The sequence below is a fragment of the Pseudomonas sp. LTGT-11-2Z genome, from assembly GCF_003691445.1.
Taxonomy (GTDB): Bacteria; Pseudomonadota; Gammaproteobacteria; order Pseudomonadales; family Pseudomonadaceae; genus Aquipseudomonas; species Aquipseudomonas monteilii.
The window spans coordinates 370,270-384,346 of record NZ_CP033104.1; the positions used below are offsets into that span (position 1 = coordinate 370,270).

At 64.4% G+C, this 14,077-nt stretch carries 13 protein-coding genes and 1 other RNA gene; 10 read left to right on the top strand and 4 right to left on the bottom strand.

All coding sequences use genetic code 11. The features are described from left to right. Positions 1 to 10: 10 nt before the first annotated feature. The 4 genes from D8767_RS01740 to D8767_RS01755 all read right to left on the bottom strand — a co-directional run bounded on the left by D8767_RS01740 (position 11) and on the right by D8767_RS01755 (position 1,397). Entirely contained in the window at positions 11 to 619 is a 609-nt protein-coding gene (locus D8767_RS01740) for a 5-formyltetrahydrofolate cyclo-ligase (RefSeq protein WP_016712613.1), read from the bottom strand. A gap of 81 nt (positions 620 to 700) precedes the next feature. Beyond that, a non-coding RNA gene (gene ssrS / locus D8767_RS01745) (6S RNA) lies at positions 701 to 880 on the bottom strand. Between the two features lie 17 nt (positions 881 to 897). Further along, positions 898 to 1,218 carry a cell division protein ZapA gene (locus tag D8767_RS01750; RefSeq protein WP_028698408.1) on the bottom strand — a complete coding sequence of 107 codons (321 nt, stop codon included), beginning with the start codon at positions 1,216 to 1,218 and terminating at the stop codon, positions 898 to 900. After that, positions 1,215 to 1,397 (bottom strand): TIGR02449 family protein, encoded by a 183-nt coding sequence (locus D8767_RS01755; RefSeq protein WP_029886233.1) that lies wholly within the window; start codon positions 1,395 to 1,397, stop codon positions 1,215 to 1,217. Before D8767_RS01755 ends, D8767_RS01750 begins: the two co-directional genes overlap by 4 nt. 181 nt (positions 1,398 to 1,578) lie before the next feature. Between D8767_RS01755 and D8767_RS01760 the strand changes: the two genes are divergently transcribed. The 10 genes from D8767_RS01760 to gcvP all read left to right on the top strand — a co-directional run bounded on the left by D8767_RS01760 (position 1,579) and on the right by gcvP (position 14,002). Next, a complete protein-coding gene (locus tag D8767_RS01760) occupies positions 1,579 to 2,133 on the top strand; it encodes a YecA family protein (protein ID WP_016712611.1) in 555 nt (184 codons plus the stop codon). A 21-nt stretch (positions 2,134 to 2,154) separates the two neighbouring features. Then, on the top strand, positions 2,155 to 3,489 hold the full coding sequence (gene pepP / locus D8767_RS01765) for a Xaa-Pro aminopeptidase (protein WP_016712610.1): 1,335 nt from the start codon (positions 2,155 to 2,157) through the stop codon (positions 3,487 to 3,489). After that, positions 3,486 to 4,685 (top strand): 2-octaprenyl-6-methoxyphenyl hydroxylase, encoded by a 1,200-nt coding sequence (gene ubiH / locus D8767_RS01770; protein WP_016712609.1) that lies wholly within the window; start codon positions 3,486 to 3,488, stop codon positions 4,683 to 4,685. Before pepP ends, ubiH begins: the two co-directional genes overlap by 4 nt. Then, positions 4,682 to 5,164 (top strand): DUF4442 domain-containing protein, encoded by a 483-nt coding sequence (locus D8767_RS01775; RefSeq protein ID WP_016712608.1) that lies wholly within the window; start codon positions 4,682 to 4,684, stop codon positions 5,162 to 5,164. The genes ubiH and D8767_RS01775 overlap by 4 nt, the downstream gene beginning before the upstream one ends. Positions 5,165 to 5,173: 9 nt before the next feature. Beyond that, positions 5,174 to 6,391: a 2-octaprenyl-3-methyl-6-methoxy-1,4-benzoquinol hydroxylase gene (locus D8767_RS01780; RefSeq protein WP_162998297.1), complete on the top strand. Its 1,218-nt coding sequence runs from the start codon at positions 5,174 to 5,176 to the stop codon at positions 6,389 to 6,391. 117 nt (positions 6,392 to 6,508) lie between these two features. Further along, complete coding sequence (locus D8767_RS01785) at positions 6,509 to 7,510, top strand: extracellular solute-binding protein (protein ID WP_016712606.1); 1,002 nt, start codon at positions 6,509 to 6,511, stop codon at positions 7,508 to 7,510. Positions 7,511 to 7,672: 162 nt separating this feature from the next. After that, positions 7,673 to 9,295 (top strand): iron ABC transporter permease, encoded by a 1,623-nt coding sequence (locus D8767_RS01790; protein ID WP_029380250.1) that lies wholly within the window; start codon positions 7,673 to 7,675, stop codon positions 9,293 to 9,295. Positions 9,296 to 9,418: 123 nt separating this feature from the next. Next, positions 9,419 to 10,501, top strand: a complete 1,083-nt coding sequence (gene gcvT, locus D8767_RS01795; RefSeq protein WP_016712604.1) for a glycine cleavage system aminomethyltransferase GcvT — start codon at positions 9,419 to 9,421, stop codon at positions 10,499 to 10,501. A gap of 51 nt (positions 10,502 to 10,552) precedes the next feature. Further along, positions 10,553 to 10,936: a glycine cleavage system protein GcvH gene (gene gcvH, locus D8767_RS01800; RefSeq protein WP_016712603.1), complete on the top strand. Its 384-nt coding sequence runs from the start codon at positions 10,553 to 10,555 to the stop codon at positions 10,934 to 10,936. Between the two features lie 192 nt (positions 10,937 to 11,128). Further along, the gene (gene gcvP / locus D8767_RS01805) at positions 11,129 to 14,002 is read left to right on the top strand and encodes an aminomethyl-transferring glycine dehydrogenase (protein ID WP_016712602.1); all 2,874 of its coding nucleotides are present in this window, start codon (positions 11,129 to 11,131) and stop codon (positions 14,000 to 14,002) included. Positions 14,003 to 14,077 lie beyond the last annotated feature (75 nt).

The window sequence follows — 14,077 nt, forward strand, 5'->3', positions numbered from 1 at the left end:
CTGGCGCCGCTCAACGCGGCGCCAGGTACCAGCCACGGTCCGAGACCGTCCCCTGCAGCGGTACATCCCAACTGGCCTGCGCCAGCCGCTCGACCTTCTGGCATTCATGCGCCAGCCCCAGCAGCAAAGGCTTCTTCCAGGTTTTGCGACGCCCTTGGTAGGCCAGGCTGCGATCATAAAAGCCGCCGCCCATGCCCAAGCGCCCGCCCACCTCATCGAAACCGACCAGCGGCAGCAGGATCAGGTCCAGCGCCCAGATCGGCCGTTGGCGCTTGCGGTCGGTGACGGGTTCGGGAATACGAAAGCGGTTGGGCTTGAGCTTTTCGCCCTGCTCGAAACGCTGGAACACCATGCGCGTACGTGGCCAGGCATGCAGCACCGGCAGGTAGGTGCGCTTGCCGCGGCGCTGAGCTTCGCGCAGCAGCAGGCCGGGGTCGATTTCGCCGTCGTTCGGCAAATACAAGGCAATGTGCCGGGCGCGGCGGAACAGCGGGTGTTGCGCCAGTTGGCGGTACAGGCCGAGGGTGGCCTGGCGTTGCTGGGCAGGGGTAAGGGCGCGGCGGGCGTTGCGAAGCAGGCGACGGAGCTGGGGGCGGGTGAGCGGCGCGGTGTCGGTCATGGCACGGGCGATCCCAGAAGTGATGGCCTACATTGTCGGCCAAAACGAATTGCCCGCCAGAAGGGGCGGGCAAGAAAATTCAGGCTCCCCGATAAGACCGCTATCGGTGTAGCCCTTGAACCCGAAAGTTCAAGGTGGAGATTGCAGGGGGCGTTAAGGCTTTCCGTCGGGCGGACATGCACACCGGCCCCAGCGTGCAACCCCCGTGGTTGTGCGTATCGGCTCAGGGACATAACCGACTGGCGCATCCCCCAGGGAGTGGCGCCAGTATACCAATGTCAGCCGATTTTGGTACCCGTGTCGTCGGACAGCGCCTGATCGACCCGCTCCAGCAGGTCGCGCACCTGTTCACGGGTGGTGCCGCTGGCCGGCGCTTCATTACGGTCTTCCTGGCGGTGAAGCATCTCGTGGGTAATGTTCAAGGCTGCCATCACCGCGATACGGTCGGCGCCAATCACCTTGCCGCTGCTGCGGATCTCGCGCATTTTGCCGTCCAGGTAGCGCGCGGCGCTGACCAGGTTGTTGCGCTCTTCCGGTGGGCAGATGATCGAGTATTCTTTGTCGAGGATCTGCACGGTGACGCTATTGCTTGAACTCATGAGTCTTGCTCCAGAGCCTTGAGGCGTAAAATCATCGACTCGACTTTGCGCTTGGCGATCTCGTTCTTTTCGATGAGGTGGGCGCGCTCTTCGCGCCAGGATTTTTCCTGCGCTACTAGGAGTGCATTTTGCCGTTTTAGTTGCTCGACGCGTTCGATCAGCAACTCGAATCGGCTCATCAGTGCCTGCAGGTCGTTCTCTTGCGTGGGTTGCACTCGATTCGCTCCGTCGTTGAGTCACCTGGCGATGATGCCTCTCCCTGGGCGGCGACGGCCAGTGCCGATGGTCTTGGCGCGCCTGCCGGTGCTAGGATACAAGGTCTCCATTCTAGTCATTGCGCCGTCTGGCGCCTAGCTGCCCATGCCCAATACCCAATCGCCCTACATCGCCTTCGCCATGCTGCTTTCGAGCAATGGCCACCCTGTTACCCCGGCCGAGCTGCACGGCCTGCTGATCGGCCGTAGCTGCGCCGGTGCCGGCTTTGACGCCGACGGCTGGCTGGCAGATGCCGCCCAGCTGCTGGAAACCGAGCCCGGTGATACCGTGCGCAATGCCCTGGTCGGCCTGCAGGAAATGGTCAAGGGCGAGCTCACCAGCGACGACATGGCCATTGTCCTGCTGTTGCCTTCCGACGACGCCGCACTGAGCGACCGCGCCACCGCGCTGGGCCAGTGGTGCCAGGGCTTCATCACCGGTTTTGGCCTGAATGCCGGTGGCAAGGACCTGTCCGACGAAGCCAAGGACGTGCTGCAGGACCTGGTGGCTATTTCCCAGGTGCAGGAAGCGCTCGAAGAGTCCGAAGACGGCGAGAGCGACTACATGGAAGTCATGGAATACCTGCGCGTGGCACCGCTGTTGCTGTTCTCCGAGCTGGCCAAGCCGGCCGCACCCGCGCCCAAGCCATCGCTGCACTGATCAACCGGGGGTAGTCTGCCCATGAGCCACATTCCCAAGGCCGAGTATGCCCGTCGGCGCAAGGCGCTGATGGCGCAGATGGTCCCCAACAGCATCGCCATCCTGCCCGCCGCCGCAGTTGCCATCCGCAACCGCGACGTCGAGCACGTGTACCGCCAGGACAGCGATTTCCAGTACCTCAGCGGCTTCCCGGAGCCGGAGGCAGTGATTGCGTTGATCCCCGGGCGTGAGCACGGCGAGTACGTGCTGTTTTGCCGTGAACGCAACCCCGAGCGCGAACTATGGGACGGCCTGCGGGCCGGCCAGGAAGGCGCTGTGCGCGATTTTGGCGCCGACGATGCCTTCCCCATCACCGACATCGACGAGATTCTGCCGGGCCTGATCGAAGGCCGCGAGCGGGTGTACAGCGCCATGGGCAGCAATGCCGAGTTCGACCGCCGGCTGATGGACTGGATTAACGTGATCCGCTCCAAGGCCCGCCTGGGCGCGCAGCCGCCGAACGAGTTCGTTGCGCTGGATCATCTGCTGCACGACATGCGTCTGTATAAATCGGCGGCGGAAGTAAAGGTGATGCGCGCGGCGGCAGACATTTCTGCACGGGCCCATGTGCGGGCCATGCAGGCCTGCCGGGCCGGGCTGCACGAATACAGCCTGGAAGCCGAACTGGATTACGAATTCCGCAAGGGCGGGGCGAAGATGCCGGCCTATGGCTCGATCGTCGCAGCCGGGCGCAATGGCTGCATCCTGCACTATCAGCAGAACGACGCCCCGCTCAAGGATGGCGACCTGGTGCTGATCGATGCTGGCTGCGAAATCGACTGCTACGCCAGCGACATCACCCGTACCTTCCCGGTTAGCGGGCGTTTTTCGCCCGAGCAGAAGGCCATCTACGAGCTGGTGCTCAAGGCCCAGGCGGCGGCCTTTGCCGAAATTGCCCCCGGCAAGCACTGGAACCACGCGCATGAGGCGACCGTGCGGGTGATTACCGAAGGCCTGGTGGAATTGGGCCTGCTCACCGGTGAGGTACAGGCGCTGATCGACAGTGAGGCCTACCGCGCCTTCTACATGCACCGTGCCGGGCACTGGCTGGGCATGGATGTGCACGATGTGGGCGAGTACAAGGTGGGGGGCGAGTGGCGAGTGCTGGAGCCCGGCATGGCGCTGACCGTCGAACCGGGCATCTACATTGGCGCCGACAATCAGGCCGTGGCCAGGAAATGGCGCGGCATTGGTGTAAGGATCGAGGACGACGTGGTGGTGACCAGGCAAGGTTGTGAAATCCTGACTTCGGGCGTGCCGCGCACGGTTGCCGAGATCGAGGCGCTGATGCAGGCCGCCCGCAAGGACGCGGCATGAACCGGGTGAACCTGGCGATCATCGGTGGTGGTCTGGTTGGTGCAAGCCTGGCTCTGGCCCTGCAAGCCGGGGCCAAGGCGCGTGGCTGGAAGATCTTGCTGATCGAACCGTTCGCCCCCGGCGACAGCTTCCAGCCCAGCTACGATGCGCGTTCTTCGGCGTTGTCGTTCGGCACCCAGCAGATCTACCAGCAGTTGGGCCTGTGGCAGGCCATTGGTCACCGTGCAGAGCCGATCCGTCAGATTCACGTGTCCGACCGTGGCCGCTTTGGCGCCACTCGCCTGGATGCCCTGGAAGAGGGCGTACCAGCGTTGGGCTACGTGGTGGAAAACGCCTGGCTGGGCCAATGCCTGTGGCAGGGGCTGGACAGTGAGGTGGTGAGCTGGCGCTGCCCGGCGGAAGTCACCTCCATGCAGGCGATCGAAGGTGGTTACCGCCTGCGCTTGAATGACGATACCCAGCTTGAATGCGACCTGGCGGTACTGGCCGACGGCGGCCGTTCCGGCCTGCGCGAGCAACTGGGAATTCACGTACGCCACACGCCTTACCAACAGAGTGCCTTGATCGCCAACATCACCCCGGGTGAAGCCCACGGCGGCCAGGCGTTCGAGCGTTTCACAGAAGAAGGCCCCATGGCGCTGCTGCCGCTGCCGGAAAACCGCTGCGCGCTGGTGTGGACACGCCAAGGCATGGATGCACGGCGCCTGGCCGACATCGACGAACGCAGCTTCCTGCGTGAGCTGCAGGGCGTGTTTGGCTATCGCCTGGGCGCGTTGCGCCAGGTTGGCGCGCGCCACCTGTACCCGCTGTCGCTGATCGAGGCCCAGGAGCAGGTGCGGCCGCACTTGGTGGTACTGGGCAATGCCGCGCACAGCCTGCACCCCATTGCCGGCCAGGGTTTCAACCTGTCGCTGCGCGATGTGCAATCGCTGGCCGACGCGCTGCTGGCCGGGCCGCAGCAGCCTGGCGACCTGACCACGCTGCAGGCCTATCACCAGCGCCAGCGTCTGGACCAGGCCATGACCATCGGCTTTTCCGACCAGGTCACGCGCCTGTTCGGCAGCAACCAGCCGTTGCTGGCCGCCGGGCGTAACCTCGGCCTGCTTGGGCTCGACCTGCTGCCGCCGGCCAAAAGCTGGTTCGCCCGCCAGGCCATGGGCCTGGGTACCCGCCCCGACCCGCGGGGCCAGGCATGAGCAACCCGCGTAAACTGGCGCGCCGGGCGCGCATGCTGCGCTGGCTGCTGAACCTCTACCCACCTTACCTGGGCGCCGGGATCCGTGTGCAGCACATCAGCCCGGACATGCGCAGCGTCAAGGTGGCGATGAAGCTGACCCGCTGGAACCGCAATTATGTCGGTACGCAGTTCGGTGGCAGCCTGTATTCGATGGTCGACCCGTTCTACATGTTGCTGCTGATCGAGCAGCTGGGCCGCGACTACATCGTCTGGGACAAAGCCGCCAGCATCGATTTCATCTCGCCGGGCAAAGGCCCGGTGTATGCCGAATTCAACGTCGATGACGCGCTGCTGGACGACATTCGCCAGCAGACCGCCACTGGCAAGAAGTGCCTGCCGCGTTTGCAGGTCGATATCCGCGATGGTGCCGGTGAACTGGTGGCGCGGGTCGATAAAACCCTATACGTGCGGCTCAAGCCGCAAGCGAGGCTGGCGTAAGGCATGGAAATGCGCGCAGATCTGTTGATTGTCGGTGCCGGTATGGTCGGCAGCGCCCTGGCCCTGGCATTGCGCCACAGTGGCCTGCAAATTCTCTTGCTCGATGGCGGGCCGCTCACGGTCAAGCCATTCGATGCGCAAGCCCCGTTCGAGCCGCGTGTCAGTGCGCTTTCGGCGGCCAGCCAGCGTATTCTCGAACGCCTTGGCGCCTGGGACGGCATTGCCCAACGGCGTGCCACACCGTATTCCGACATGCATGTGTGGGACGGCAGTGGCACTGGGCAGATCCACTTCTCGGCCGCCAGTGTGCATGCACAGGTGCTCGGCCATATCGTCGAGAACCGGGTGGTGCAGGACGGCCTGCTGGAGCGCCTGCACGACAGTGACATAGGCCTGTTGCCCAACGCGCGTCTGGAGCAACTTCGACGCTCGGGTGACGAATGGCTGCTGACCCTGGCTGATGGCCGTCAGCTGCGTGCGCCGCTGGTGATCGCGGCCGACGGCGCCAATTCGGCCGTGCGGCGCCTGGCCGGCTGCGAAACCCGCGAGTGGGATTACCTGCACCATGCCATCGTGACAAGCGTGCGTTGCAGCGCCGGGCACCAGGCCACGGCCTGGCAGCGCTTCACTGATGAAGGGCCATTGGCGTTCCTGCCGTTGACCCGCGACAGCCAGCAGGACTGGTGCTCGATTGTGTGGTCGACCACGCCAGAGCATGCCGAGCAGTTGATGGCGCTGGATGAAGCGGCCTTCTTGCAGGCCCTTGAGCGGGCCTTCGAGGGGCGCCTGGGTGATGTACTGCAGGCCGACCCTCGGGTGTGCGTGCCGCTGCGCCAGCGCCACGCCAAGCGCTATGTGGATGAAGGCCTGGCATTGATCGGCGATGCCGCGCACACCATTCACCCGCTGGCCGGGCAGGGTGTGAACCTAGGCTTCCTGGATGCTGCGGTGCTGGCCGAGGTGCTGGTCAATGCCTGCGAGCGTGGTGAACGGCTGGCAGATGTGAAGGTGTTGAGCCGCTACGAGCGGCGGCGCATGCCGCACAACCTGGCGTTGATGGCGGCCATGGAAGGGTTCGAGCGGTTGTTCCAGGCTGATCCGCTGCCGTTGCGTTGGTTGCGTAACAGTGGATTGAAGCTGGTGGAGAAGATGCCGGAGGCCAAGGCGGTGTTTGTGCGCCAGGCGTTGGGTTTGAGTGGAGACCTGCCGGATTTGGCCAAGGCTTGAGATTGTTGGGGCCGCAAAGCGGCCCCTCTGCAACATCCGGTAACGGCTAGGTAGATGAGCCAGAAAATGGGATTCACTACCATTTGCACCTCTCAAACGATCCGAGGAGTGCTTCACATGTTGCCACGCAAGCCCCTACTGGCCGCCCTGGCCCTGACCCTGTTCGGCGGCACCGCCCAAGCGGCGGACGAAGTGGTGGTGTACTCCTCGCGCATCGACGAGCTGATCAAGCCGGTGTTCGATGCCTACACCGCCAAGACCGGGGTCAAGATCAAGTTCATCACCGACAAGGAAGCCCCGCTGATGCAGCGCATCAAGGCCGAGGGCGACAACGGCGTGGCCGACCTGCTGCTGACCGTCGACGCCGGCAACCTGTGGCAGGCCGAGCAGATGGGCATCCTGCAGCCGATCAAATCCGACATCATCGACCAGAACATCCCGTCGCAGTACCGCGCCTCGTCTCATGACTGGACCGGCCTGAGCCTGCGCGCGCGCACCATCATCTACTCCACCGAGCGGGTCAAACCCGAAGAGCTGAGCACCTACGAAGCCCTGGCCGACAAACAGTGGGAAGGCCGTCTGTGCCTGCGCACGGCGAAGAAGGTGTACAACCAGTCGCTCACCGCCACCCTGATCGAAACCCATGGCGAGGCTAAGACCGAGCAAATCGTCAAAGGCTGGGTCAACAACCTGTCCACCGACGTGTTCTCCGACGACAACGCGGTGATCCAGGCCATCGAGGCCGGCCAGTGCGACGTGGGGGTGGTCAACACCTACTACTACGGCCGCCTGCACAAGCAGAACCCGAAGCTGCCGGTGAAGATCTTCTGGCCCAACCAGGGAGACCGTGGCGTGCATGTGAACCTGTCGGGTATCGGCCTGACCAAGCACGCGCCGCACCCGGAGGCCGCGAAAAAGCTGGTGGAATGGATGACCGGCGAAGAGGCGCAGAAACTGTTCGCCGACATCAACCAGGAATTCCCGGCCAACCCGAAGGTGAAGCCATCGGAGGAAGTGGCCGCCTGGGGCAGCTTCAAGGCCGATACCATTCCGGTGGAAATCGCCGGCAAGCGCCAGGCTGAAGCCATTCGTTTGATGGATCGCGCTGGCTACAACTAAGCGCCAGGCCTTATGCTTCCGGGGCCTTCAGAGGCCCTTTCGCGGGACAAGCCCGCTCCCACAGGAACTTCACAGGATCGATACCTTGTGCGGCTCCTGTGGGAGCGGGCTTGTCCCGCGAACGACCGCGCAGCGGTCGCCATCGCAACCGAGATTTCAGCCTTGCCCCACACCCCCCAACGCCGCTGGTACCTCCCGGTCTCCCTGATCGCCGCCCTGGTGCTGTTGCCCCTGAGCGTGCTGCTGCTGTCCTGGCAGTCGATCGATACGCAAATCTGGTCGCACCTGCTCGACACCCAGATGGCCCGCCTGCTCAGCAACACGCTGACGCTGGTGGTGGGCGTCGGCATCGGCGTCACCGTGCTGGGCGTCAGCCTGGCCTGGCTCACCAGCCTCTGCGAGTTCCCCGGCCGGCGCTGGCTGGACTGGGCGTTGATGCTGCCATTCGCCATCCCTGCCTATGTGCTGGCGTTCGTCTTCGTCGGCCTGCTGGATTTCGCCGGCCCGGTGCAAAGCGCCCTGCGCGAGGTATTCGGGCCCATGCGCCTGCCACGGGTGCGCTCCACTGGCGGGGTGATCATCGTCCTGGTGCTGGTGTTCTACCCCTACGTCTACCTGCTGGCGCGCACGGCCTTCCTGGCCCAGGGCAAGGGCCTGATGGAAGCGGCACGGGTATTGGGGCTGTCACCGGTGCAAGCGTTCTGGCGCGTGGCCCTGCCCATGGCGCGGCCAGCCATCGGTGCCGGCATCGCCCTGGCCCTGATGGAAACGTTGGCCGACTTCGGCGCGGTGGCGGTGTTCAACTTCGACACCTTCACCACCGCCATCTATAAGACCTGGTACGGCTTCTTCAGCCTGTCCAGCGCTGCCCAGTTGGCGAGCCTGCTGTTGCTGGCCGTTATGCTGGTGCTGTACGGCGAGCGGCGTGCCCGGGGGGCCAGCCGCAGCGGCAACGAACGGCCACGGGGGCAGGCGTTGTACCACCTGCGCGGGGTCAAGGCGCTGCTGGCCAGCGGCTGGTGCCTGCTGGTGTTCGCCTGCGCCTTCGTCATCCCGCTGCTGCAGCTGCTGGCGTGGTTCTGGCAGCGTGGCCGACACGATCTGGACGAGCGTTATGTCGGCCTGGTGCTGCACACCCTGTACCTGGGTGGCATGGCGGCGCTGGTCACGGTGTGCGTGGCGCTGCTGCTGGCCTTTGCCCGCCGTCAGGCACCGACCGGTGGCATTCGCGCCGGGGTCGGCCTGGCCAACCTGGGCTATGCCTTGCCAGGCTCGGTGCTGGCCGTGTCGATCATGCTGGCCTTCAGTTACCTCGATAACCACCTGGTGATCCCGCTGTCCAGTTGGTTGGGCGGGGCCGGTAAGCCGCTGTTGCTGGGCAGCCTCTCGGCGCTGCTGCTGGCCTACCTGGTGCGTTTCATCGCGGTGGCCTACGGGCCGCTGGAGAGCAGCCTGGAACGTATTCGCCCGTCGCTGCCCGAGGCCTCCCGCAGCCTGGGCGTCGGTGGCGCGAGATTGTTTTTCAGGGTTTATCTACCGTTGCTGGTACCGGGCGCGCTCAGTGCCGCGCTGCTGGTGTTCGTCGATGTGCTCAAGGAAATGCCGGCCACCTTGCTGATGCGACCGTTCGGCTGGGACACCCTTGCCGTTCGGGTGTTCGAGATGACCAGCGAGGGCGAGTGGGCGCGTGCCTCGCTGCCAGCATTGACGCTGGTGCTGGTGGGTCTGCTGCCGGTCATCGGCCTGATCCGCCGTTCGGCGCGTCGACCCGGTCACAGTCACTGAGGGTGCCAGCTTGCGACCTTGCGGCTACAATGCGCGGCATTCGCGCGGCGGGTCCTTACAACAAGAGCTGACGACCAACGTCATCGACCGCCGCCGCTTCGCCACGCCCGGAAGGAGAAACCCATGGGACAGCGCACGCTTTTGTATGACCTGCACCTGGCGCTAGGCGCCAAAACGGTCGATTTCGGTGGCTGGGACATGCCCCTGCACTATGGCTCGCAGGTCGAGGAGCACCACCAGGTGCGCAGTGACTGCGGCGTTTTCGATGTTTCCCACATGACTGTGATCGATGTCGACGGCAGCGACGCCACCGCCTGGTTGCAGCGCTTGCTGGCCAACGACGTGGCCCGCCTCGACGACGTCGGCAAGGCACTGTACAGCCCGCTGCTGAACGCGCAGGGTGGGGTAATCGACGACTTGCTCGTCTACCGCACGGAAAACGGCTACCGTCTGGTCACCAATGCCGCCACCCGTGCCAAGGTGCTCGACTGGTTGCAGCAGCAGCGGGCCGGTTTTGCCGTGGACTTCCAGGCCCGGCCCGACTTGGCCATCCTCGCCATTCAGGGGCCACATGCCCGCGAAAAAGTCGCAGCGCTGCTCAGCCCTGCGCGCGCTGCACTCATCCGCGAGTTGCGTCCGTTCGAGGGCGTCAGCGAAGGCGACTGGTTCATTGCCCGCACCGGCTATACCGGTGAGGACGGCCTGGAGATCATCTTCCCGGGTGAGCAGGCCGTAGCCTTCTTCAACGACCTGGTCGGCGCTGGCATCGCGCCCAGTGGCCTTGGCGCCCGCGACACCCTGCGCCTGGAGGCCGGCATGAACCTGTACGGCCAGGATATCGATGAAACCCACACACCGCTGACGTCCAACCTGGGTTGGAGCATCGCCTGGGAGCCGGCCGAGCGCGACTTCATCGGCCGCAGCGGCCTGCTGGCGGAAATCGAGCACGGCGTGCAGGAAAAACTGGTCGGCCTCGTGCTGGAAGAGCGTGGCGTGCTGCGTGCCCACCAGGTGGTGCGCGTAGCCGGGATTGGCGAAGGGGAGATCACCAGTGGTAGTTTCTCGCCTACGCTGAGCAAGTCCATTGCCTTGGCGCGCGTGCCCATGGCCACCGGCGACCGGGCCGAGGTGGAAATTCGCGGCAAGTGGTACCCGGTGCGGGTCGTCAAACCGACCTTCGTGCGCCACGGCAAGATCCTGATCTGAACCATTTTTAACCGGCGGGCGTACCGCTGAGCCAATCGAGGAATTCAAGACATGAGCAATATCCCCGCTGACCTGCGTTTTGCCGAAAGCCACGAGTGGGCTCGCCTGGAAGCCGACGGCACTGTGACCGTGGGCATCAGCGACCACGCCCAGCAAGCCCTGGGTGACGTGGTGTTCGTCGAGCTGGCCGAAGTTGGCAAGGTGTTCGCTGCAGGCGACGCTGCTGGTGTGGTCGAGTCGGTAAAAGCCGCTTCGGACATCTACGCCCCGATCGGTGGCGAAGTGATTGCGGTCAACGAAGAACTGGCCGACAGCCCGGAGCTGCTCAACGAAGAGCCTTACGGTGCGTGGATCTTCAAGCTGAAGCCAAGCAACCCGGCCGAGCTGGACAAGCTACTGGATGCTGCTGGTTACGCCGCTGCTATCGGCGAGTAGGACCACGTCGCCTGCTTCGCGGCTAAAGCCGCTCCCAGGAACTGCGCCGCAGCCAAGGCCGGTGCGATCCCTGTAGGAGCGGCTTTAGCCGCGAAGAGGCCGGGCCTGCAAACAAGTTTTCCCGCAGCATCCCCGATCCCTTCCTAGACTTATAAGTCTCCATGAGACCCGGTCTAGGAAGAGAGCGTCGTCATGTCACAGTCGCCATCCCTGCATCAACTGCAAGAGCTCAACCCTTTCCTGCGTCGCCACTTGGGCCCCGATGCCGCAGAGCAGCAGGCCATGCTCAACGCCCTGGGTATTGCCACCCGCAGTGAGCTGATCGAGCAGACCGTCCCCCCCGACATCCGCCTCAACCGCCCCCTCGACCTGCCGCCAGCGTTGGACGAACAGGCCGCTTTGGCCAAGCTCGCCGCCTACGCCGAACAGAACCAGGTGTGGACCAGCCTGATCGGCATGGGCTACCACGGCACCATCACCCCTACGGTCATCCTGCGCAACGTGCTGGAAAACCCCGGCTGGTACACCGCCTACACGCCGTACCAACCCGAAATCGCCCAAGGCCGCCTGGAGGCGCTGCTGAACTTCCAGCAAATGGTCATCGACCTCACCGGGTTGGCGTTGGCCAATGCCTCGCTGCTTGACGAAGCGACCGCCGCCGCCGAAGCCATGGCCCTGGCCAAGCGGGTGGCGCGCAACAAGAGCAACGCCTTCTTTGCCGACGAGCACTGCCACCCGCAAACCTTGTCAGTGTTGAAGACCCGCGCCGAAGGCTTTGGCTTCGAGCTGATCGTCGACGCTGTGGATAACCTTGGCAAACACGCGGTGTTCGGTGCTTTGTTGCAGTACCCCGACACCCACGGCGAAGTGCGCGACCTGCGCCCGTTGATCGACCAGTTGCACAGCCAGCAGGCCTTGGCCTGCGTGGCCGCCGACCTGCTCAGCCTGGTAGTGCTGGCACCGCCCGGCGAGCTGGGTGCCGATGTGGTGTTGGGCTCGACCCAGCGCTTTGGCGTGCCGATGGGCTACGGCGGCCCCCACGCGGCCTACTTCGCCTGCCGCGACGACTACAAGCGGGCCATGCCGGGGCGCATCATTGGCGTGTCGCGCGATGCCCGTGGCAACACCGCGCTACGCATGGCCCTGCAAACCCGCGAGCAACATATCCGCCGCGAGAAGGCCAATTCCAACATTTGCACTGCCCAGGTGCTGCTGGCCAACATTGCCAGCTTCTATGCGGTGTACCACGGCCCGGAAGGTCTTCAACGCATCGCCCAGCGTGTGCATCGGCTGACCTTTATCCTGGCGGCAGGGCTTGAGGTCAAAGGCATCAAGCGCCTCAACCAGCACTTTTTCGATACCCTTACCCTGGATGTTGGCGGGGCCCAGGCGGCCATCATCGAAAGCGCCGAAGCTGCGCAGATCAACCTGCGGATCCTCGGCCGTGGGCACTTGGGCGTGAGCCTGGACGAAACCTGCAACGAACAGACGGTGCTGCGCTTGCTCGACATTTTCGCGGGGGTGGATCACGGCCTGGAAATTGCCGCCCTCGACCAGTTGGCCCTGCCTGAAGGCATCCCTGCCAACCTGGTGCGACGCACACCTTTCCTCGCGCACCCGGTGTTCAATCAGCACCACAGCGAAACCGAAATGCTGCGCTACCTCAAACAGCTGGAGAACAAGGACCTTGCGCTGAACCAGTCGATGATCCCGCTGGGTTCCTGCACCATGAAGCTCAATGCCACCAGCGAGATGATCCCTATCACCTGGCCCGGTTTTGCGCAGTTGCACCCGTTTGCCCCGGCAGGGCAGGCCACGGGCTACAAGGCGATGATCGACGAGCTGGAAAGCTGGTTGTGCGCGATTACCGGTTTCGATGCCATCTGCATGCAGCCTAACTCCGGAGCCCAGGGTGAATACGCCGGGCTGATGGCCATTACCCGCTATCACCGCAGCCGCCATCAGCCACAGCGCACACTGTGCCTGATTCCCTCGTCAGCCCACGGCACCAACCCGGCTTCGGCGCAGATGGCCGGCATGGAGGTGGTGATCGTCGATTGCGACGACCATGGCAACGTCGACCTGGCCGACCTCAAAGCCAAGGCCCACGCAGCTGGCGAGCGCTTGTCGTGCCTGATGATCACTTACCCATCGACTCACGGCGTGTACGAAGAAGGCATTCGGGAAATCTGCGAGGTGGTGCATCAGCACGGCGGCCAGGTGTACATGGACGGCGCCAACCTCAATGCCCAGGTAGGCTTGGCGCGCCCGGCGGATATTGGGGCCGATGTTTCGCACATGAACCTGCACAAAACCTTCTGCATCCCCCACGGCGGTGGTGGCCCGGGCATGGGGCCGATCGGCATTCGCGCGCACCTCAAGCCGTTTGTCGCCAGCCACCCGGTGGTGCCGGTGCCTGGCCTGGACCCGAACAACAGCGCGGTCAGCGCCGCCCCTTGGGGCAGCGCGAGCATCCTGCCAATCAGCTGGATGTACATCGCCATGATGGGGCCGCAGTTGGCTGATGCCAGCGAGGTGGCCATTCTCTCGGCCAATTACCTGGCCAGCCAGCTGGGCGGTGCCTTCCCGGTGCTCTATCGCGGGCGCAACCAGCGCGTGGCGCACGAGTGCATCCTCGACCTGCGGCCGCTGAAAGCGCAGACCGGCATCAGTGAAGAGGATGTGGCCAAGCGCCTGATGGACTATGGCTTCCATGCCCCGACCATGTCATTCCCGGTGCCGGGCACGCTGATGGTGGAGCCGACCGAGAGTGAGTCGAAGGCCGAGCTGGACCGGTTTGTCGAGGCGATGCTGGCGATTCGTGCAGAGATTGCCGAGGTGCAGGAGGGCAACTGGCCGGCGGAAAACAACCCGCTCAAGCATGCGCCGCATACATTGGAAGATGTGTTGGGGGTGTGGGATCGGCCCTATACCCTGGCGCAGGCGGTGGCGCCCAGTGCGCATGTGCGCCAGCACAAGTACTGGCCAGCGGTGAACCGGGTCGACAACGTGTATGGGGACAGGAATCTGTTTTGTGCGTGTGTGCCGGTGGAGGCGTATCGCTAAACTCGGTGTTGGATTCTTCGCGGGCATGCCCGCTCCCACAGGAATTGCACAGGGCTCAAACCTCGCGCGATCCTT

Excerpts from the sequence above, each read along its gene's own strand:
- gcvT (WP_016712604.1), top strand. The coding sequence starts at position 9,419 with ATGGGACAGCGCACGCTTTTGTATGACCTGCACCTGGCGCTAGGCGCC.
- D8767_RS01750 (WP_028698408.1), bottom strand. The coding sequence starts at position 1,218 with ATGAGTTCAAGCAATAGCGTCACCGTGCAGATCCTCGACAAAGAATAC.
- D8767_RS01780 (WP_162998297.1), top strand. The coding sequence starts at position 5,174 with ATGCGCGCAGATCTGTTGATTGTCGGTGCCGGTATGGTCGGCAGCGCC.
- D8767_RS01755 (WP_029886233.1), bottom strand. The coding sequence starts at position 1,397 with ATGAGCCGATTCGAGTTGCTGATCGAACGCGTCGAGCAACTAAAACGG.
- ubiH (WP_016712609.1), top strand. The coding sequence starts at position 3,486 with ATGAACCGGGTGAACCTGGCGATCATCGGTGGTGGTCTGGTTGGTGCA.
- D8767_RS01740 (WP_016712613.1), bottom strand. The coding sequence starts at position 619 with ATGACCGACACCGCGCCGCTCACCCGCCCCCAGCTCCGTCGCCTGCTT.
- D8767_RS01775 (WP_016712608.1), top strand. The coding sequence starts at position 4,682 with ATGAGCAACCCGCGTAAACTGGCGCGCCGGGCGCGCATGCTGCGCTGG.
- pepP (WP_016712610.1), top strand. The coding sequence starts at position 2,155 with ATGAGCCACATTCCCAAGGCCGAGTATGCCCGTCGGCGCAAGGCGCTG.
- gcvH (WP_016712603.1), top strand. The coding sequence starts at position 10,553 with ATGAGCAATATCCCCGCTGACCTGCGTTTTGCCGAAAGCCACGAGTGG.
- D8767_RS01785 (WP_016712606.1), top strand. The coding sequence starts at position 6,509 with ATGTTGCCACGCAAGCCCCTACTGGCCGCCCTGGCCCTGACCCTGTTC.
- gcvP (WP_016712602.1), top strand. The coding sequence starts at position 11,129 with ATGTCACAGTCGCCATCCCTGCATCAACTGCAAGAGCTCAACCCTTTC.
- D8767_RS01760 (WP_016712611.1), top strand. The coding sequence starts at position 1,579 with ATGCCCAATACCCAATCGCCCTACATCGCCTTCGCCATGCTGCTTTCG.